The sequence below is a fragment of the Ferribacterium limneticum genome (assembly GCF_020510565.1).
Lineage (GTDB): Bacteria > Pseudomonadota > Gammaproteobacteria > Burkholderiales > Rhodocyclaceae > Azonexus > Azonexus limneticus_B.
In genome coordinates this window covers 640,165-658,783 of record NZ_CP075189.1, presented here as the reverse complement: position 1 = coordinate 658,783, position 18,619 = coordinate 640,165, and the positions used below count along the sequence as shown (strand labels likewise).

Here is an 18,619-nt window from a genome sequence, read left to right as displayed (position 1 = left end):
AACGCCCGCCCTGCCGAAACCTCGGAAATCCGGCACCCCCGCATTGCCCCCCGAAAAAAACCATTAAAAATCAGTACCCGGCAGATCAATTTCCGCTGGCATGACACGTGCAAAGACAAGGCAATGGACGGCACGCCAGCCGGACCAACTACAACACCGAACCGGAGAGACAACATGACCCAACAACCAACCCACCGCCTCGAACACGACCTGCTCGGCGACCGCCAAGTCCCGGCCGAGGCCTATTACGGCGTGCACACCCTGCGTGCCCTGGAAAACTTCGACATCACCGGCATCTCCATCACAGTCTACCCGGACCTCATTCGCGCCCTGGCCCAGATCAAGAAGGCTGCCGCCCAGGCCAACCGCCAGCTCGGCCTGCTCGATGCCAAACGCGCCGACGCCATCGCCGCCGCCTGCCGCGAAGTCATCGACGGCCAGTGGCACGACCAGTTCGTCGTCGACGTCATCCAGGGCGGTGCCGGCACCTCGACCAACATGAACGCCAACGAGGTGATCGCCAACCGGGCGCTCGAAATCCTCGGCCACGCTCGCGGCGAGTACCAGCACCTGCACCCGAACGAGCACGTGAACATGAGCCAGTCGACCAACGACGTCTATCCGACAGCGCTCAAGCTCGCCACCTACGTCGGCATCTTCCGCCTCGTCGAGGCCATGGCCTATCTGCGCCGCGCCTTTGAGCGCAAGGCCGAAGAATTCGCCGATGTGCTCAAGATGGGCCGCACCCAGTTGCAGGACGCCGTGCCGATGACCCTCGGCCAGGAGTTCTCGACCTACGCCGTGATGCTCGGCGAAGACGAGGAACGCCTCCGCGAAGCCGCCCTGCTCATCCGCGAAATGAACCTCGGTGCCACCGCCATCGGCACCGGCATCAACGCCCATCCGGACTACGCCGCCATCGTCTGCCGCAAGCTGGTCGAGATCAGCGGCATCCCGGTCCTCACCGCCCCCAACCTGATCGAGGCGACACAGGATTGCGGCAGCTTCGTGCAGCTATCCGGCGTCCTCAAGCGTGTCGCCGTCAAGCTGTCCAAGGTCTGCAACGACCTGCGCCTGCTCTCCTCCGGTCCACGCGCCGGTTTCGGCGAAATCAACCTGCCGCCGCGCCAGGCCGGCTCGTCGATCATGCCGGGCAAGGTCAATCCGGTGATCCCGGAAGTGGTCAACCAGATCGCCTTCGAAGTCATCGGCAACGACACCACCGTGACTTTCGCCGCCGAGGCCGGCCAGCTGCAGCTCAACGCCTTCGAGCCGATCATCGCCCACAGCCTGTTCAAGAGCGTGCTGCACCTGCGCAAGGGCTGCAAGACGCTGGCCGACCATTGCGTAGACGGCATCACCGCCAACCGCGAAACGCTGCGCGCCAGCGTCGAGCACTCGATCGGCATCGTCACCGCGCTCAACCCGTACATCGGTTACGCCAACGCTACCGAAATCGCTGCCGAAGCCCACCTGAGCGGGCGCGGCGTCGCCGAGATCGTTCTCGAACGCAAGCTCATGAGCTCCGAGCAACTGGCCGACGTGCTGCGTCCTGAAGTGCTGACCAAGCCGCAAATGATCCTGCCGCGGGCGGCGTAAGAGGCTGTTCTTGATCCTCGGAAAGTCACGAACCCAGGCTACGGTTTTGATTGAAAAGTCCGCAAACCCCTCCCGGCCTCCCCTTTTCAGGGGAGGAGCAAACCAAACCGCGCGCAATCAGGCTCCCTCCCCTGACAAGGGGAGGGCTGGGGATAAGCAGAGACTTGGCCGCCACTTCTTGGCGGCTTAGTCGGGTGCTTAGTGGATTCATCAGGGGTTTGGATGACCGACAAAAGATCGCAAACGACCTCCAAGCAAGCCCTTCATTCAATGCACACAACAAGGAAACCATCATGAAAATGAACCGGTTAACCACCCTGATCATGATCGCCATGGTGCTCGGCGTCATCGTCGGCTACGCCTGCAACACCATGGCCGGCGGCCCGGCCGCCGCCAAGGAAATCGCCGGCTACTTCGGCATCCTGACCGACATCTTCCTGCGCCTGATCAAGATGATCATCGCCCCACTCGTCTTCGCCACCCTGGTCGTCGGCCTGGCCGGCATGGGCGATTCGAAGACGGTTGGCCGGATCGGCGCCAAGGCGCTTGGCTGGTTCGTCGCCGCCTCGCTATGCTCGCTGGCGCTCGGCCTGGTCTTCGCCAACCTGCTGCAACCCGGCGCCAATCTGGGCGTGCCGTTACCCGAGCTGGGCAGCGCCGTCGGTCTGAAAACCAGCGCGCTGAACCTCAAGGATTTCATCACCCACGTCTTCCCGAAGAATTTCTTCGAGGCGATGGCGGCCAATGAAATCCTGCAGATCCTCGTCTTCGCCGTCTTCTTTGGTCTGGCGCTCGGCCACCTGCACAATCAGGCGGCGCGCAGCCTGGTGAACACGATGGAAGAAGTCGTGCACGTCATGCTCAAGGTCACCGACTACGTCATGCGCTTCGCCCCGATCGGCGTTTTCGGCGCCGTCGCCGGCATCATCACGACGCAGGGCCTGGGCATGCTGGTCGTCTTCGGCAAGCTGCTGGCCAGCTTCTACATCGCCCTCGCCGTGCTCTGGCTGGTGCTCATCGCGGCCGGTTACTTCGTGCTCGGCAAGGAAGTCTTCCGCCTGCTCAATCTGGTGCGCAGCCCGATGTTGCTCGGCTTCTCGACCGCCAGCAGCGAATCGGCCTACCCCAAGCTGATGGAGCAGCTCGAGAAATTCGGCGTCAAGGACCGCATCACCGGCTTCGTGCTGCCGCTCGGCTACTCCTTCAACCTCGACGGCTCGATGCTCTACTGCGCCTTCGCCGCGCTGTTCATCGGCCAGGCTTACGGCATCGAACTGAGCCTGGGGACACAGATCACCATGCTGCTGGTCCTCATGATCTCGAGCAAAGGCGTGGCCGGCGTGCCACGTTCGTCGCTGGTCGTCGTCGCCGCCGTGCTGCCGATGTTCGGGCTGCCCGAGGCCGGCCTGCTACTGATCCTCGGCATCGACCACTTCCTCGACATGGGGCGCACGGCGACCAACGTACTCGGCAACGCCATCGCCACCGCCGTCGTCGCCAAGTGGGAACAGGCCATCGACCCAGTGGACGAGTCCCTCGCTGATGTCGATGACGCGCTACCAGTAGCCGGCGAGGACGCCGTGCCAGTCACCGCCTAACCATCCCTCCTCAGGGTTCGGCCGCCCCCGCGCCGAACCCTCTTGCTTGACCCGGTGCCCCCGCACCGGGTCTTTTTTTGAGTTCATCATGCCTATCGACTGGTTCATTCTCGCCCCCGCTGCCTTCTTTGCCGGCATGGTCGATGCCGTGGTCGGCGGTGGCGGCCTGATCCAGATCCCGGTGCTGCTCTCCGCCTTTCCTCAGACTGGCATCCCGACCCTGTTCGGCACCAACAAGGTATCGAGCATCGCCGGCACCGGCGCCTCGCTATGGCGCTACGCCCGTGCCGTGCGCATCCCGTGGCGCCTGGTGCTGCCTGCCACCGCCGCCGCGCTGCTCGGCGCCTGGCTGGGCGCCGCCGTGGTCGCCTGGATCCCGCGCGAGGCGATGCGACCGCTGGTCGTCGCCATGATGCTGGCCGTCGCCATCTACACCTTCCTGCGCAAAAACCTCGGCCACGTCGAGACGCACGCGCCACGCCCCGGCGACCGCTGGCGCGGCGCGCTGTTCGGGCTGGTCATCGGTTTCTACGACGGTTTCTTCGGGCCGGGTACGGGCAGCTTCCTGATCTTCGGCTTCGTCCGCGTCTTTGGCCTCGATTTCATTCGCGCCTCGGCCAGCGCCAAGGTCGTCAATTTGGCCACCAACGTCTCGGCGATCGGCTTCTTTGCCAGCCACGGCCCCATCCTGTGGGCCGTCGGCCTGACCATGGCGGCCTGCAACCTGGCCGGCGCCTACGTCGGCACCCACCTCGCGCTGAAACACGGCGCCGGCTTCATCCGCAAGGCTTTCCTCGGCGTGGTCAGCGTGCTGATCGTCAAGCAGCTGGTTGAAATCTTCTGAGACAGCGGCTTGCCTATCGAAAAACCGATGGCCAGCGTCGGCCAAGCCTCGACATTCCGTCAAAAACACCGGGCACCACAAAACCATTCCCCAACAAATCAATCACATATAAACAAACAGCATCCCCCAAACATCTGGCATGACCCGTGCTGATTAACAAGCACGAAACCAACCCCGGGTTTCTTCAATGCACAAGGAGATTCAATGAACCGCTTCCTCGCCCGCTGCGCGCTGATCGCCGTAGCCTTCTGTCAGGCGCTACCCGCCTTCGCCGACAAGCCAAATGTCGTCATCCTCGCTACCGGCGGCACCATCGCCGGGGCCGGGGCCGATGTTGCCAAGAGCGCCACCTATCAAGCCGCCAAGGTACCGGTCGATAAATTGATCGCCGGCATTCCGACCCTCGCCGACGTCGCCCAGGTCCGCGGCGAACAGGTCTTCCAGATCGCCTCCGAAAGCTTCACCAACGAGCACCTCGTCACCCTCGGCAAGCGCGTCGCCGCACTCGCCAAGCAGGGCGACGTCGACGGCATCGTCGTCACCCACGGCACCGACACGCTTGAAGAAACCGCCTACTTCCTGAACCTCGTCGTCCATACCGACAAGCCCATCGTCGTCGTTGGCTCGATGCGCCCGGGCACGGCCATGTCGGCCGACGGCATGCTCAACCTGTCGAACGCGGTGAGCGTCGCCGCCAGCCCGGATGCGCGCGGCAAGGGCGTGCTGGTCACGATGAACGACGAACTGAACAGCGGTCGCGACGTCTCCAAGATGATCAACATCAAGACCGAAGCCTTCAAGAGCCCGTGGGGCGCGCTCGGCATGGTGGTCGAGGGCAAGAACTACTGGTTCCGCCTGCCGGCCAAGCGCCATACGGTCAACTCGGAATTCGACATCGAAAAGATCAGCACCCTGGCCCCGGTTGAAATCGCCTACGGTCACGGCAACGTCAGCGACACCGCCTATCGTGCGCTGGCCGACAAGGGTGCCAAAGCGATCATCCACGCCGGCACCGGCAACGGTTCGGTCGCCGCCCGCGTCGTTCCCGGCCTGCGCGAACTGCGTGCCAAGGGCGTCCAGATCATCCGTTCCTCGCACGTCAATGCCGGCGGCTTCGTGCTGCGCAATGCCGAGCAGCCGGACGACCAGTACGACTGGGTCGTCGCCCACGACCTCAACCCGCAGAAGGCCCGCATCCTGGCCGCCGTTGCTCTGACCAAGACCAACGACAGCAAGGAACTCCAGCGCATTTTCTGGGAATACTGAGCCAGCGCAGTTTGACTAGCTAAACCACCGGCGGGCCCTGCTGCCCGCCCGGCTCCCCCCGTTTCAGACAAGACACCGATGCCGCATCGCAGATGCCGGCAGGGACCCACTTTTTCTCGAATCAAGGATCGCACCATGAAAAAACTCGTACTCGCCATGACTGCCGCCGGCCTCTGCTCGGCGTTCGCACCCGCCCAGGCCGGTGAACTGGACGACATGAAGGCCGCCATGCAAAAAATGCAGGAGCGCATCGCCCAGCTTGAAGCCCAGGCCAAGGAAGCCCCGCGCGCCGCACCGGACAGCAAGGCGCCGGTCCTCTCCAACTCTTCGCTCGGCGCCAACGCTAATGTCACGGTCTACGGCAAACTCGACCTTTTCACCGAATACAACAGCGGCGGCGGCAAGGGCGACCGCCTGTCGCTTGAATCCGGCGGCCTCAACGGCACCCGCCTCGGCGTCAAGGGCGGCGCCGACATCACGGAAGGCGTCCGCGGCGTCTTCCAACTGGAAAGCGGCATCTTCCTCAACAAGGGCACGCTGGCCCAGGGCGGACGCCTGCTCGGTCGCCAGGCCTACGCCGGCATCGAAGGCAAATACGGGCGCCTGACCGCCGGCCGCCAGTACTCGCCGGTCTACAACGCCATCATCAATTACGACGCCTACGAGCAGGGTTACGGCTCGCCGACCACCGACGGCAACGTCAGCACCGGCTCCACCCGCTTCGACAACTCGCTGGTCTATGCCACGCCGAAATTCAAGGGGCTGAGCGCCAATGTCATGCTGGCGCTGGGCGGCGAAACCGGTAAGTCATCGGACGCCATGGCCATCGCCGTCAATTACGAAAATGGCCCCTTCGACATGAGCGTCGCCTACCAGGACGACGACCATGCGAGCAGCGCGACAGCAAAAACCGAAAACGCCTTCATCGGCGTCGGCTACCAGATCATGAAAACCAAGCTGCTGGCCGGCTACGGCCATGCCGTGACGACGCCGGATGCTGGCCTCAAGACAACGCGCCATGAATGGATGGTCGGCAGCCGCACGGCCGTGACCGGCACCGGCAAGCTGCTGCTCTCCTACGGCGAAGGCAAGACCGAGAACAGCAACCCCGACAACAAGGGCAGCGTCGCCACCATCGGCTGGTTAGAAAGCATTGGCGCCCAATCCGCCGTCTATGCCATCTTCTCCGCCCACAAGAACAGCGCCGGCTCGGCCCTGGTCCCGATGGGCACCAGTTCGGCCGGCAACTACACGGTCAATCCGGGCGATTCAGCTTACGGGCTGGCGCTGGGTTATCAGTACTGGTTCTAAGCTAGAGACCCGGGACGGTAATCGCCGTCCCGGGGAGTTGTATGTATTTGGATGCAGGACATTTTGAAAAGAGAACACTCAGTCTGCTGGAAAGGTTAGTCAAGGTATTTGACGAGAGTGGAATGGTTGTCTTTCCAATGCCCCTTGGGATGAGCGACAACCATTTGAACTTTAGAGAGTCGGTCTGGGCTGCGATTGAAGAACCATTTATTGAGTTTTTCCAGCGCCTCATGGTACTCAAGGGGAGTAAACGTCGTTGTAGCCCCCAAAGTCAGGTCGAGCCCAGAATTTTGTCGCTCCACCAAACGACGAGGGATCTTCTCTGGCGAAGAAAAAAGTATTGGGACAGTTACCAATTGGTGTTCTTCAGCAGTAGCTGTCTCCAACTCCGACTTCGCATGGGCCAAAGAGTTTCTTACGCGAATCAACGACATCAGCCGTTGATATACAAAGTGCTGTTTGTTGATCGAGTAGTTTCCTTCTGTTAGTACGGATACTAAGACGCCAAGCTTTTTGGGTAATGACAGAGTGACCATTGCATCGGCAACCTCCTGTCCGTGCGTCTTTAATGAATGGCAAAACAGTGCATCATTTAGTTTTGCCTCCAGGTATGCCGCACATGTAAGGACATATGGAATGACCAATGATTCAGGGGCATCCAGTGATATGTAGTGCTCGCGAAACTTATTTAGAACATGCCCAAGAGGAGTGCTCTTGATCTCAATAAGTGCAAACTGCTTTGATGTGCTTTGGGCGCTCATTTTGTGAAGGGGCTGGATGATAATGGATAGGCCACGACTGCATTTGTTTCTGTAGCCGGACACTCCTGGTCAAGCACCGAAAAACCTGCGAGCTAGTGCCGACTGCATGTCGCGACGACCATCGATGATCAGGTAGATGACGACCTGGCCGCCGACAACGCGGTAGATAACCCGGTACGGCTTGAAAGCGGTCTGGCGGTACTCAGTGATGCCCAGCGCCGCCAACTCCTTGGGATAGCTGCCCCGCTCAGGGAAATGCGCCAGGCCATCGACGACCTCCATCAACTGATCAAGAACGTAGTTGGCGTTGGCTACGCAGTCGAACTCGGCGATGTAGTCATGGATGGATTCCAAATCCTGTTCCGCCGCCCGAGTGAGCAGAACCTCGTAGCGATGCGGCTTGCCTGGCATCAGTCAGGCGTCCGCTTATTGCGCAGGCGCGCCACTACGTCGGCGACCGGCTTGACTCGCCCCGCTTCGACGTCTTGATTGCCCAGCGCCAAAATCTTGAGCAGTGCCAACGTTTCCTGGGTTTCTTCATAGGACGCGACATCCTGCAGCACGGCCTTGGCTTCGCCGTTTTGGGTGATGACCAAAGGCTCGCGCTGTTCGGACAAATGCGCCAGCACCTCGGCGGCGTTCGCCTTGAGGTAGCTGATCGGCTTGACTTGGGATGAATAGCGCATGGGTTTTTCCTTGGGTGACAGAGGACTTAATATAGTCTTTTTACAGTCCTTGAACAACATTCTGATCAATCCCGAATGCCACGGTCAACCGGAAAAAACGGCCAAAATTGAAATCCTGTCGGCGGCAATTGCCGCCGACTCACCACTGCGCTTCAACCAAATTCGCCGCTCAGATCAACCCGTATTTCTTGAGCTTGTCATGCAGCGTGGTGCGGGCGATTTTGAGGGCTTCGCTGGTGCGGGCGATGTTGCCTTCCTGGCGGGTGAATTCGTCGGCGACGAGGCCGCGTTCGTAGTTTTCGACGGCTTCGGTCAGCGATTGGGCGGCGCCGCTGCCGGTGGCCATGGCGTCGCGGCCGATGCCGAGGGCGTGGCAGTCGGCGGCGTTGCGCAGTTCGCGGATGTTGCCCGGCCAGTCTTGCGCCATGAGGCGGCGCAGGTATTCAGAGGTGAGCGGGGGCGGCGGGCGGTTGTAGCGTTTGGCGGCGTGGAGCAGGAATTCGTCGTAGAGAGCCGGGATGTCTTCGCGCCGTTCGCGCAGCGGGGGCAGTTCGATGCGCACGACGTTGAGGCGGTAGTAGAGGTCGGCGCGGAATTTTCCGTGGTCGGAAAGCAGCTTGAGGTCTTCCTTGCTGGCGGCGACGACGCGACAGGAGACGGGGATTTGCTGGTTCGAGCCGAGGCGTTCGATAACCCTTTCCTGCAGGACGCGGAGCAGCTTGATCTGCATGTTGACCGGCATCGATTCGACTTCGTCGAGGAAGAGCGTGCCGCCGCTGGCGTACTCGATCTTGCCGATGCGGCGTTTCTGGGCGCCGGTGAAGGCGCCCGGCTCGTGGCCGAAGAGTTCGCTGTCGAGCAGGTTGTCGGACATGCCGCCGCAATTGAGCGCGACGTAATTCTGCTGGCCGGGATGGCTGAGGTCGTGCAGGCAGCGGGCGACCATTTCCTTGCCGGTGCCGGTTTCGCCGAAGATCAGCACGTCGACCGCGGCCCCGGCGACATCGAGGATCAGCTGGCGGACCTTGGCCATTTGCGGCGAACGGCCGATGAGGCGCGATTCGAGGCTGTCGCGATGGTCGAGCCGGCGGCGCAGGGCGTCGACTTCGAGGACGAGTTCGCGCTTTTCCAGCGCCCGGCGAACGACGTCGACCAGATCGCTGGTCGAGAACGGTTTCTGCATGAAGTCGTAGGCGCCGCTGCGCATGGCCTCGACGGCCAGCGTGACGTCGCCGTGACCGGTGATGATGATGACCGGCAGGTCGGCGTCGAGCTCGACAACCCAGCGCAGGAGCGCCATGCCGTCGATGCCGGGCAAGCGCATGTCGGTGACGACGATGCCCGGGTAGCCGGCGCGCAGGCGGCGCTGCGCTTCTTCGGCCGAGTCCACGGCATCGACGGTGATGCCGGCCAGTTGCATGGCCTGCTCGCAGCCGAGGCGGACATTGGGGTCGTCTTCGACAAGCAGGACGGAGAGTTCGGGCTTCATGACAACCCCTTTTCGGGCGAGGTGGTGGCCGGCGGCACGGCCGGCAGCAGGATGACGAAACGGGCGCCGCCGCCGGGCGCCGGGCCGGCCAGCAGGTCGCCGCCGAAATCGCGCAGGATGTCGCGCGAAATGGTCAGGCCAAGGCCGAGGCCTTCGCCCGGCTGCTTGGTGGTGAAGAAGGGTTCGAACAGGTGTTCGAGCGCTTTTTCGGTGAAGCCGAAGCCGCTGTCGCTGACGGCCAGGGCAAGCTGGCCGGAGCTGGCGCGGTCGGCGCTGAACGTCAGGCGACGTTCCGGCTCGTCGGCCATGGCGTCGATGGCGTTGCCGATCAGATTGACCAGCACCTGTTGCAGGCGGTTCTGGTCGCACCAGGCGATTTCCGATTTTGGGCCAAAATTCCGGTTGACCGTGACATTCATCTTTTTCAGCCGGGCGTCGAACAGGAACAGCGCCGCATCGACCGCCTGCGCCACGTCGACCGCCACCGAGACGGCCGGCGACTTGCGGGCGAAAGTCTTGAGCGGCGTGATGATGCCGCCGGCCTGCTCGGCCAGCTGGCCGACGATGCCAAGATTCTTTTCGGCCGTGGCGAGGTCGCCGCGATGCATGAATTCGACGGCATTGGCCGACAGGGTGCGGATGGCGCCGAGCGGCTGGCTGAGTTCATGGGTGATGCCGGTCGCCATCTGGCCGAGCACGGCGAGCTTGGCGGCCTGGACCAGTTCGTCCTGGGCGGCGCGCAGGGTCTGTTCGGCGCGCTGGCGTTCGGCGACTTCGCGTTGCAAGCCGGTGACGGCTTCGGAGAGGTCGGCGGTGCGCGCCGCGACATTGCGTTCCAGTTCCTGGTTGGCCTGTTCGAGCATGGCGCGCGCCTCCTCGCGACCGCGGGCGAGGCGCCGGCGCTGACTGAGGAAGGCCAGCCAGAGCAGGAAACAGCCGATGGCCGCGGCGGCCAGTGCGGCGTGGGTCGAGGCCTGGACGAAAACCGGACGCAGGTCGGAAAAAACGACGATGCGCCAGGCCGTTCCCGGCAGGTGGCGGCTCAGGGCGAGGTAGGACTTGGCGCCCTGCAGCGGGCCGGGATCGGGCTTGAGCTGGCGCGACAGGCGGACAACGGTGCCCTCCTGCGCGGCGTCGATGGCGATGTCGAGCGAAGTGACGCCGAGCGGCTGGCCGGCGAACTGCTCCTGGCTGATGCGCGCCAGCACGGCCGGGTTTTGCGGCTGCAGCGTGGCGTAGCGCCATTCGGGTGGCGAGGCGAGGAGCACGATGCCGTTGGCGTCGACGATCAGGGCCGGCGCCTCCTGGCCGAGCCAGCGCCGCTCCAGCTCGTGCAGGCTGGATTTGACGACGGCGACGCCGATCACCTTCCAGTCCTGCTGTTCGTCGCGGATGGGCAGCGCGAAGAAATAGCCCGGCTCCTGGCGCACGTTGTCGACGGCGTAATGTCGGCCCGGCGTCCCGGCGACGGCGTCGCGAAACAGCGGGATATTGGAAAGATCGGCGCCGAGCAGGTTGTCGGAGAATATCCAGTCGCTCGAAGCGACGACCCGCCCGCTGGTGTCGAGCACGAAAATCGCCGGCCCGCCGAGATGGTCGTTGAGTTTTTGCAGGAAGCGGTTGGCCGTGGCCTGCAGCGCATCGCGTCGCTCGGCCGGGGCGCGCAGCAGGGCCAGAACGTCCGGATTGAGCTCGACGGCGCTGGGGATCGAGGCGTGCCGCGTCACTTCGCTGTCGATGGCGGCAGCCAGAATATCGAGCTGGTGGCTGGCCTCGTCACGCATCTGGTTGAAGCCCTGCTTCTCGGAAGCCCGGTAGGCAAACAGCGCAGTGACCAGGATCAGCACCAGCACTGCCGCCACCCCGAGCACGCGATGGGGCTTGGTCAGGGAGATCGGGATGGGCTGGCGGGCGTCGGGCATGATCAGATCGGGAATGAGTGCTTCATTGTAAGTTGGGAAACCTCCCAAACGCGGCGGCAGGCGAGCGATTCGGCACGCTCAGATACCGGCCATGAAACTGCGGATGCCCGAACCGACGAACTGGACGCCGATGCAAATGAGCAGGAATCCGGTCAGGCGGGCGACGACATTGATGCCCTCCGCCCCCAGCCGGCGCGACGCCCAGCGCGCCGAACGCAGGACCAGCCAGATCAGCAGGCAGGTCGCGGCGATGCTCGCTACCGTCGCCGCATAGGCCGTCAAACGCTGCATGCCGCCGGTCAGTTCGGCGATCTCGCTGGAAATCCCGATCACCGTGGCCAGCGCCCCCGGACCTGCAATGCCCGGCATGGCCAGCGGAAAGAAGGCGAAGCTGCCGCTGCCGCCGACCAGCGCCGCGTCGCTCGTGCCGAACAGCATGCGGTAGCCGATCAGCGCCACGGTCAGGCCGCCGGCGATGCGCAGGGCGCCGAAGGAAATGCCGAAAGCCTCGAGGATGAAGACGCCGGCGAACAATCCCACGGTCAACAGCAAAAAACCGTAAAAACAGGCCTGCCGCGCTTCCCGGGAGGCGACACCAAGCTCGACATCGGTCGCCAGCGTGAGGAAGACGGGAATCTTCGAGAGCGGGTTGGTGATCGTCGCCAGGCTGACCAGTCCGCCGAGGAAGAAGCTGATCGCCAGCCGGTTCAGGCTATCGTCCATGGGCGGCTGACTCGTGGTGCTCAGTGATGCAGGATCTTGGCGAGGAAGTTCTGCGCCCGCTGCGAACGCGGATTGGCGAAGAAGGTTTCCTTGCTGTCGTCCTCGACGATGGCGCCCTGGTCCATGAAGATCACCCGGCTGGCGACGCGCTTGGCGAAGCCCATTTCGTGCGTCACGCACATCATGGTCATGCCTTCCTGGGCCAGTTCGGTCATGACGTCGAGCACTTCATTGACCATTTCCGGATCGAGCGCCGAGGTCGGCTCGTCGAACAGCATGCAGATCGGGTCCATGGCCAGCGCCCGGGCGATCGCCACGCGCTGTTGCTGGCCGCCGGAAAGTTGCCCGGGGAACTTGTCGGCCTGCGCCTTGAGGCCGACGCGGTCGAGCAGCTTGAGGCCCTTGTCCATCGCCTCGTCCTGACTGCGCTTGAGCACCTTGACCTGGGCGATGGCCAGGTTCTGGGTGATGCTCATGTGCGGGAACAGCTCGAAATTTTGAAAGACCATGCCGACCTGGGCGCGTAGCTTGGACAGGTTGGTCTTCGGGTCGCCGACCGAAATGCCGTTGACGACGATTTCGCCGGCCTGGAAGGGCTCGAGGCCATTGACGCACTTGATCAGCGTCGATTTGCCCGAGCCGGACGGGCCGCAGACGACGATGACCTCGCCCTTGCTGACCGAGGTGGTGCAATCCTTGAGCACCTGGAAGCTGCCGTAATGCTTGCTGACGTTGGCAATCTTGATCATGGGAATCTCCTGGCGGCGGCCATCAGGCCGGGTGGTATTTTTTCTGGAGGCGCTTCACGATCTGCGAAGCGGAGAAGCAGATGACGAAATAGACGGCACCGGCAAAGAGCAGCAGCTCGACCAGCCGGCCATCGCGGTCGCCGACCTTGTAGGCGGCACCGAAGAAGTCGGCGAGGGCCGAGACATAGACCAGCGAGGTGTCCTGGAAGAGGATGATGGCCTGCGTCAGGAGCAGCGGCACCATGTTGCGGAAGGCCTGCGGCAGCACGACGAGGCGCATGGCCTGGGCGTAGTTCATGCCGAGTGCCGAGGCGGCGGCAATCTGCCCCTTCGGCACACTCTGGATGCCGGCGCGGATGATCTCGGAGTAATAGGCCGCTTCGAACAGGGCAAAACCGGCCATGGCCGAAGACAAACGCAAGTCCGTCCCCTTCGGAATGTTGAATAGCTGCCCGACAAATTCCGGCACGATCAGGAAGAACCAGAGCAGCACCATGACCAGCGGCACAGCGCGGAACAGGTTGACGTAGCCGGCGGCGAACCACGACAGCGGCTTGACCGACGACAGCCGCATCATGGCGAGCAGGGTGCCCCAGACGATGCCGATGATCACCGCCTGGGCGGTGATGACCAGCGAAATCTTCATGCCGTCCCAGAGGAAGGGCAAGGCGCCGGGGATGGAGGACCAGTCGAATTCGTAAGTCATTATTTGCCTCCGATATAGCCGGGCACGGCGATGCGCTTCTCGAAGCGGTGCATCAGGGTCATCACGGTGACGTTGATGATGATGTAGGACAGCGTCACGGCAATGAAGGACTCGTAGGGCTGCGCCGTGTAATCGACCAGCTGGCGGCCCTGAGCGGCCAGTTCAAGGAGGCCGATAGTCGAGCAGACGGCGGAGTTCTTAAAGATGTTGAGAAACTCCGAAGTCAGCGGCGGCACGACGAGGCGGAAGGCCATCGGCAGCATCACGAAACGGTAGGTCTGCGGCAAGGTCAGGCCGAGGGCCAGACCGGCGTTCTTCTGGCCTCGGGGCAGCGAATTGATGCCAGCGCGCACCTGCTCGGCGACGCGGGCGCTGGTGAACAGGCCGAGGCAGACCATCGAGGCAAGAAACTGCTGGAACACCGGGTTGGATTGCTTGTAGGCATTGCCGATACTGGCCGGCAAGAGTTCGGGCAGCACGAAATACCAGATGAACAGTTGCACGAGCAACGGCACGTTGCGGAACAGCTCGACGTACGCGGTGGCGATGCCGGCCAGCGTCTTGTTCGGCACCGTGCGCAGAACGCCGACCAGCGCGCCGAGCAGCAGCGCCACAACCCAGGCGCTCAGGGACAGCGCGATGGTCATTTTGAAGCCGGTGATCATCCAGCCCAGATAGGTGTCGTCCCCGCTCGCACTTGGCTGCAGGAAGATACCCCAGTTCCATTGGTAACCCATGACGGTCTCCTCGAGGAGTTTTGATTGCCCCCTCCCCCGCGGGCGGGAGAGGGGCCGGGGAGACTTATTCGAAAGCCTTGTCGTTCGGTGCCTTGAAGGCGGCCTTCATTTCGTCCGAGAGCGGCATGTTGAGGTTCAGGCCCTTGGGCGGAATCGGATTGAGGAACCACTTGGTGTAGATTTTCTCGGCGTCGCCCGAGGTCAGGGCCTTGGTCAGCGCGGCATCGACCACTTTCTTGAAGCCCGGGTCGTCCTTGCGCAGCATGCAGCCGTAGGCCTCCTTCGACTGGGCGGTGCCGGTGACGATCCAGTCGCCCGGCTTGCGCGCCTTGGCCATTTCGCCGTAGAGCAGCGCGTCATCCATCATGAAGGCGACGGCGCGGCCGGTTTCGAGGGTCAGGAAAGCTTCGCCGTGATCCTTGGCGGAGATGACTTTCATGCCCATATTCTTGTCTTCGTTCATCTTGCGGATCAGGCGCTCGGAGGTGGTGCCGGCGGTGGTCACCACGTTCTTGCCAGCGAGATCGGCGAAGTCCTTGATGCCGGAATCCTTCTTGGTCATCAGGCGGGTGCCGATGACGAAAATGCTCGTCGAGAAACCAACCTGCTTCTGGCGTTCGAGGTTGTTTGTGGTCGAGCCGCACTCGATGTCGACCGTGCCATTCTGGATCAGCGTGATGCGATTGGCCGAGGTCACCGGCATCAGGCGGGTATCGACCTTGGCCAGCTTGAGTTCGCTCTTGATGCTATCGACGACCTTGAGCATCAGTTCATGCGAGTAGCCGATGACCTGCTGCTTGTCGTCGTAATACGAAAACGGAATTGACGATTCACGATGACCCAGCGTGATGCTGCCGGTTTCCTTGATCTTTTTGAGAGTGGCGGATTCCTGGGCGTGGGCCGGCAAAGCGGCAGCGGAGCTCAGGGCGGTGGCAAGTGCGGCAGCAATGGCAAATCGGTTCATGTTGTCTCCTGGTTTTGAAGAAGCCGTTCCCCGGCTCCGTTGGCGTTTACTACGCAGCTAGCGTGCCAGCAAAAACGACGGCACACAAAATCACAAAACAATGATTTATAAAGCATTTTCTCACACAGGGCACACCAGAATATCGGAATTCCGACACCTGACGGGAAGCCCCCTCGGAATTCCGACATCTCGACCGACTCAAGCGGTGGACACAAAAAAGCCGCCCATGTTCAGGCGGCTCTTCTAGCGTGGCTGACAGCGGCGATCAATCGACCCGCGTATCGAGCCCCTGCTCGGCCAGTTCGGCGGCGCGCAGCACGGCGCGAGCCTTGTTCTGGGTTTCGATCCATTCCGAATGCGGGTCGGAGTCTGCAACGATGCCGGCACCGGCCTGAACATAAAGCTGCTTGTTCTTGACGACGGCCGTGCGAATGGCGATGGCGATGTCCATGTCGCCATGGAAGCCGAGGTAGCCGACGGCACCGGCGTAGATGCCGCGCTTGACCGGCTCGAGCTCATCGATGATTTCCATGGCCCGCACCTTCGGCGCGCCGGACACGGTGCCGGCCGGGAAGGTGGCCTTCAGCACGTCGAGCGCATCGAGCCCCGGTTGCAGGCGGCCTTCGACGTTGGAAACGATGTGCATGACGTGCGAGTAGCGCTCGACGATCATGTTTTCGGTAAGCTTGACGGTGCCAACTTTGGCGACGCGGCCGCAGTCGTTGCGGCCGAGGTCGAGCAGTTGCGTGTGTTCGGCGCGCTCCTTTTCGTCGGCCAGCAGTTCGGCGGCCAGCGCGGCATCCTCTTCCGGCGAGGCACCGCGTTTGCGCGTACCGGCAATCGGCCGCACGGTAACGCGGTCGCCTTCGAGGCGGACGAGAATTTCCGGCGAGGCGCCGACAACATGAAAATCCTCGAAATCGAAGTAGAACATGTAGGGCGACGGATTTAGGCTGCGCAGGGTGCGGTAAAGCGCCAGCGGGCTGGCGCCGAAAGGCTTGGTCATGCGCTGCGACAGCACGACCTGCATGACGTCGCCTTCGGTGATGTAGTCCTTGGCCTTGAGCACGGCTTTCTTGAACGCGGCTTCGCCGAAAACCGAGACAGCCGGCTCGGAATGCACCGGCTTTTCGCTCGGGATGACGACCGGCATGCGCAGCTTGGCGAGCAGTTCCATGAGCCGCGCCCGCGCCTTCTGGTAGGCGGCAGGAAAGCCGGGTTCGGCGAAGACGACCAGCGTCAGCTTGCCGGACAGGTTGTCGACGACGGCGATTTCTTCGGAGAGCAGCAGGCCGATGTCGGGCGTGCCGATGTCGTCCGGCTTGTGGGTGCGCGTCAGCTTGGTTTCGACGTAGCGGATGGTGTCGTAGCCGAAGCAGCCGACCAGGCCACCGCAGAAGCGCGGCAGACCGGCCTGTGGCGCGGCGCGGAAGCGCTCCATGAATTTGCCGATGAATTCGAGCGGGTTGGTGTCGTCCTCGCGCTCGGCCACCCGGTTGCCGGTCAGCACCATGACCTGGTGGCCATTGACGACGATGCGCGTCTGGGCGGCGAGGCCGATGATCGAGTAGCGGCCGAAACGCTCGCCGCCCTGCACCGATTCGAGCAGGTAGGTGTAGGGCGCGTTGGCCAGTTTGAGGTAGATCGACAGCGGCGTGTCGAGGTCGGCAAACGTTTCCAGCGTAACGGGAATACGGTTGTAGCCTTGCGCGGCGAGCGCGTTGAATTCGGTTTCAGTCATGGGGAAGCCTCGAAAATGACAGGGTGTTGCGGTCTGGAGCGTTGCGCCGCGAGGGCGCGCGAAAGGAGATCAGGGGCGCCAGCGACGCCAACCTTGCCATTCGTTCCAGAGTTGCAGAGTCGTCATTTGTGTTTGAGGTCTTGAAAAGTGAGTGCTTGCCGGTAGGCGACAAGCAAATCGGATACTAGCGCATCGCAATCTGCGCTGTCCACCGGCTTGCCTTCGTTGTAACCGTAGGGCACGCAGAAGGTTGGCGAACCGGCGGCGCGGGCCGACAGGATGTCGTTTTCCGAGTCGCCGATATGCAGATTGCGGTCCGGCCGCACGTTGAACAGGCGGCAGGCGTGCAGGATGGGCTCGGGGTGCGGCTTCTTGTGGGCAGTCGTATCGCCGGAAACAACCACGTCGAAATAGTCGGCCAGCCCCATGCGGTCGAGCAGTTGCTCGGTGAACATGCCCGGCTTGTTGGTGACGACGCCCATCTTGAGGCCGCTGGCTTTCCAGGCATCCAGACCGTCGAGAACACCTTCGTAAATTTGGCAAAATTTCCCGTTGACCGTGGAATAGTGGCGTTTGAAGGATTCGATGGCGGCGTGCAGTTGCTCATCCGTCGGCGGATGCTCGTGCGTCAGGCAGCGCTCGACGAGGACCGCCATGCCCTTGCCAACGAAGCTGTGCACCTCAGCCTGCGACCGCGGCGGGGCGCCGACTTCGTCGAGCATCAGGCGACAGGCCTCGGCCAGATCGGCGACGGTGTCGAGCAGCGTGCCGTCGAGGTCAAAAGTTACGGATTCGAAGTGCATCAGACTTTCCCCAGTTCCGCGCGCAAGGCGCCGATGATCGAATCGTAGCGATGCGGGTCGCTGTCCTTTCCTGCCCCATAGACGGCTGAGCCGGCGACGAAGGCGTCAACACCGGCGCGGGCGATCTCGGCGATGTTGGCGGTGTTTACGCCGCCGTCGATTTCCAGACGGATGCGCCGGCCGCTTTCCTTTTCATAGGCGTCGAGCTTGGCCCGCGCCTGCTTCGCCTTGGCCAGCGTGCCGGGAATGAATTTCTGGCCGCCGAAGCCGGGGTTCACGCTCATGAGCAGGATGACATCGATCTTGTCGAGGACATAATCCATGTAATCGAGCGGGGTCGCCGGATTGAAGACCAGCCCGCCTTTACAGCCGGCTTCACGAATCAGCGACAGGCTGCGGTCGACGTGATCCGATGCTTCCGGGTGAAAAGTGATGATATTGGCCCCGGCCTTGGCAAAATCGGGGATGATGCGATCTACCGGCTTGACCATCAGATGCACATCGATCGGCGCCGTGGTGCACGGGCGAATCGCCTCGCACACCAAGGGCCCGATGGTCAGGTTGGGAACATAATGGTTGTCCATCACGTCGAAGTGAATCCAGTCGGCGCCCGAGGCAATGACGTTGGCCACCTCTTCGCCCAATTTGGCGAAATTGGCGGACAGAATGCTCGGCGCGATGACGTAATCTTTGGCTGACATGATGTTTCCCTGAACAAAA

General features: G+C 62.6%; 18 protein-coding genes. 5 read left to right on the top strand and 13 right to left on the bottom strand.

Going from position 1 to position 18,619, the window contains the following annotated elements; translation table 11 throughout:
* Window positions 1-174: 174 nt before the first annotated feature.
* The 5 genes from aspA (at window position 175) to KI610_RS03120 (ending at window position 6,618) form a co-directional block, all read left to right on the top strand.
* The gene (gene aspA / locus KI610_RS03140; protein WP_226497239.1) at window positions 175-1,599 is read left to right on the top strand and encodes an aspartate ammonia-lyase; all 1,425 of its coding nucleotides are present in this window, start codon (window positions 175-177) and stop codon (window positions 1,597-1,599) included.
* A gap of 299 nt (window positions 1,600-1,898) precedes the next feature.
* Window positions 1,899-3,197, top strand: a complete 1,299-nt coding sequence (locus KI610_RS03135) for a dicarboxylate/amino acid:cation symporter (RefSeq protein ID WP_226497238.1) — start codon at window positions 1,899-1,901, stop codon at window positions 3,195-3,197.
* Window positions 3,198-3,285: 88 nt separating this feature from the next.
* Entirely contained in the window at window positions 3,286-4,041 is a 756-nt protein-coding gene (locus tag KI610_RS03130) for a sulfite exporter TauE/SafE family protein (RefSeq protein ID WP_226497237.1), read from the top strand.
* 204 nt (window positions 4,042-4,245) lie between these two features.
* Entirely contained in the window at window positions 4,246-5,307 is a 1,062-nt protein-coding gene (locus KI610_RS03125; RefSeq protein WP_226497236.1) for an asparaginase, read from the top strand.
* A 135-nt stretch (window positions 5,308-5,442) separates the two neighbouring features.
* The gene (locus KI610_RS03120) at window positions 5,443-6,618 is read left to right on the top strand and encodes a porin (RefSeq protein ID WP_226497235.1); all 1,176 of its coding nucleotides are present in this window, start codon (window positions 5,443-5,445) and stop codon (window positions 6,616-6,618) included.
* Window positions 6,619-6,713: 95 nt separating this feature from the next.
* On the opposite strand, the gene KI610_RS03115 is transcribed toward KI610_RS03120, so the two are convergent.
* The 13 genes from KI610_RS03115 to rpe all read right to left on the bottom strand — a co-directional run bounded on the left by KI610_RS03115 (window position 6,714) and on the right by rpe (window position 18,600).
* On the bottom strand, window positions 6,714-7,379 hold the full coding sequence (locus KI610_RS03115; protein WP_226497234.1) for a hypothetical protein: 666 nt from the start codon (window positions 7,377-7,379) through the stop codon (window positions 6,714-6,716).
* 69 nt (window positions 7,380-7,448) lie between these two features.
* Window positions 7,449-7,790, bottom strand: coding sequence for a type II toxin-antitoxin system RelE/ParE family toxin (locus KI610_RS03110; RefSeq protein ID WP_226497233.1), 342 nt, complete (start codon window positions 7,788-7,790; stop codon window positions 7,449-7,451).
* Complete coding sequence (locus tag KI610_RS03105) at window positions 7,790-8,065, bottom strand: type II toxin-antitoxin system Phd/YefM family antitoxin (RefSeq protein ID WP_226497232.1); 276 nt, start codon at window positions 8,063-8,065, stop codon at window positions 7,790-7,792. Before KI610_RS03105 ends, KI610_RS03110 begins: the two co-directional genes overlap by 1 nt.
* Before the next feature lie 169 nt (window positions 8,066-8,234).
* On the bottom strand, window positions 8,235-9,554 hold the full coding sequence (locus tag KI610_RS03100) for a sigma-54-dependent transcriptional regulator (protein ID WP_226497231.1): 1,320 nt from the start codon (window positions 9,552-9,554) through the stop codon (window positions 8,235-8,237).
* A complete protein-coding gene (locus tag KI610_RS03095) occupies window positions 9,551-11,476 on the bottom strand; it encodes a sensor histidine kinase (protein WP_226497230.1) in 1,926 nt (641 codons plus the stop codon). Before KI610_RS03095 ends, KI610_RS03100 begins: the two co-directional genes overlap by 4 nt.
* A gap of 78 nt (window positions 11,477-11,554) precedes the next feature.
* Window positions 11,555-12,199, bottom strand: a complete 645-nt coding sequence (locus KI610_RS03090; RefSeq protein WP_226401722.1) for a MarC family NAAT transporter — start codon at window positions 12,197-12,199, stop codon at window positions 11,555-11,557.
* 20 nt (window positions 12,200-12,219) lie between these two features.
* Window positions 12,220-12,948 (bottom strand): amino acid ABC transporter ATP-binding protein, encoded by a 729-nt coding sequence (locus KI610_RS03085; RefSeq protein WP_226497229.1) that lies wholly within the window; start codon window positions 12,946-12,948, stop codon window positions 12,220-12,222.
* Between the two features lie 22 nt (window positions 12,949-12,970).
* Window positions 12,971-13,654, bottom strand: coding sequence for a glutamate/aspartate ABC transporter permease GltK (gltK, locus tag KI610_RS03080; protein ID WP_226497228.1), 684 nt, complete (start codon window positions 13,652-13,654; stop codon window positions 12,971-12,973).
* Entirely contained in the window at window positions 13,654-14,391 is a 738-nt protein-coding gene (locus KI610_RS03075; protein WP_226497227.1) for an amino acid ABC transporter permease, read from the bottom strand. Before KI610_RS03075 ends, gltK begins: the two co-directional genes overlap by 1 nt.
* Window positions 14,392-14,455: 64 nt before the next feature.
* A complete protein-coding gene (locus KI610_RS03070) occupies window positions 14,456-15,355 on the bottom strand; it encodes a glutamate/aspartate ABC transporter substrate-binding protein (protein ID WP_226497226.1) in 900 nt (299 codons plus the stop codon).
* Window positions 15,356-15,620: 265 nt separating this feature from the next.
* Window positions 15,621-17,096, bottom strand: a complete 1,476-nt coding sequence (gene trpE / locus KI610_RS03065; RefSeq protein ID WP_226497225.1) for an anthranilate synthase component I — start codon at window positions 17,094-17,096, stop codon at window positions 15,621-15,623.
* A gap of 122 nt (window positions 17,097-17,218) precedes the next feature.
* Entirely contained in the window at window positions 17,219-17,899 is a 681-nt protein-coding gene (locus tag KI610_RS03060; RefSeq protein WP_226497224.1) for a phosphoglycolate phosphatase, read from the bottom strand.
* A complete protein-coding gene (gene rpe / locus KI610_RS03055; protein WP_226497223.1) occupies window positions 17,899-18,600 on the bottom strand; it encodes a ribulose-phosphate 3-epimerase in 702 nt (233 codons plus the stop codon). Before rpe ends, KI610_RS03060 begins: the two co-directional genes overlap by 1 nt.
* Window positions 18,601-18,619: the final 19 nt, after the last annotated feature.

What these genes read in the sequence shown, in the direction of transcription:
- aspA (WP_226497239.1), top strand. Translation starts at nt 175, where the DNA reads ATGACCCAACAACCAACCCACCGCCTCGAACACGACCTGCTCGGCGAC.
- KI610_RS03135 (WP_226497238.1), top strand. Translation starts at nt 1,899, where the DNA reads ATGAACCGGTTAACCACCCTGATCATGATCGCCATGGTGCTCGGCGTC.
- KI610_RS03130 (WP_226497237.1), top strand. Translation starts at nt 3,286, where the DNA reads ATGCCTATCGACTGGTTCATTCTCGCCCCCGCTGCCTTCTTTGCCGGC.
- KI610_RS03125 (WP_226497236.1), top strand. Translation starts at nt 4,246, where the DNA reads ATGAACCGCTTCCTCGCCCGCTGCGCGCTGATCGCCGTAGCCTTCTGT.
- KI610_RS03120 (WP_226497235.1), top strand. Translation starts at nt 5,443, where the DNA reads ATGAAAAAACTCGTACTCGCCATGACTGCCGCCGGCCTCTGCTCGGCG.
- KI610_RS03115 (WP_226497234.1), bottom strand. Translation starts at nt 7,379, where the DNA reads ATGAGCGCCCAAAGCACATCAAAGCAGTTTGCACTTATTGAGATCAAG.
- KI610_RS03110 (WP_226497233.1), bottom strand. Translation starts at nt 7,790, where the DNA reads ATGCCAGGCAAGCCGCATCGCTACGAGGTTCTGCTCACTCGGGCGGCG.
- KI610_RS03105 (WP_226497232.1), bottom strand. Translation starts at nt 8,065, where the DNA reads ATGCGCTATTCATCCCAAGTCAAGCCGATCAGCTACCTCAAGGCGAAC.
- KI610_RS03100 (WP_226497231.1), bottom strand. Translation starts at nt 9,554, where the DNA reads ATGAAGCCCGAACTCTCCGTCCTGCTTGTCGAAGACGACCCCAATGTC.
- KI610_RS03095 (WP_226497230.1), bottom strand. Translation starts at nt 11,476, where the DNA reads ATGCCCGACGCCCGCCAGCCCATCCCGATCTCCCTGACCAAGCCCCAT.
- KI610_RS03090 (WP_226401722.1), bottom strand. Translation starts at nt 12,199, where the DNA reads ATGGACGATAGCCTGAACCGGCTGGCGATCAGCTTCTTCCTCGGCGGA.
- KI610_RS03085 (WP_226497229.1), bottom strand. Translation starts at nt 12,948, where the DNA reads ATGATCAAGATTGCCAACGTCAGCAAGCATTACGGCAGCTTCCAGGTG.
- gltK (WP_226497228.1), bottom strand. Translation starts at nt 13,654, where the DNA reads ATGACTTACGAATTCGACTGGTCCTCCATCCCCGGCGCCTTGCCCTTC.
- KI610_RS03075 (WP_226497227.1), bottom strand. Translation starts at nt 14,391, where the DNA reads ATGGGTTACCAATGGAACTGGGGTATCTTCCTGCAGCCAAGTGCGAGC.
- KI610_RS03070 (WP_226497226.1), bottom strand. Translation starts at nt 15,355, where the DNA reads ATGAACCGATTTGCCATTGCTGCCGCACTTGCCACCGCCCTGAGCTCC.
- trpE (WP_226497225.1), bottom strand. Translation starts at nt 17,096, where the DNA reads ATGACTGAAACCGAATTCAACGCGCTCGCCGCGCAAGGCTACAACCGT.
- KI610_RS03060 (WP_226497224.1), bottom strand. Translation starts at nt 17,899, where the DNA reads ATGCACTTCGAATCCGTAACTTTTGACCTCGACGGCACGCTGCTCGAC.
- rpe (WP_226497223.1), bottom strand. Translation starts at nt 18,600, where the DNA reads ATGTCAGCCAAAGATTACGTCATCGCGCCGAGCATTCTGTCCGCCAAT.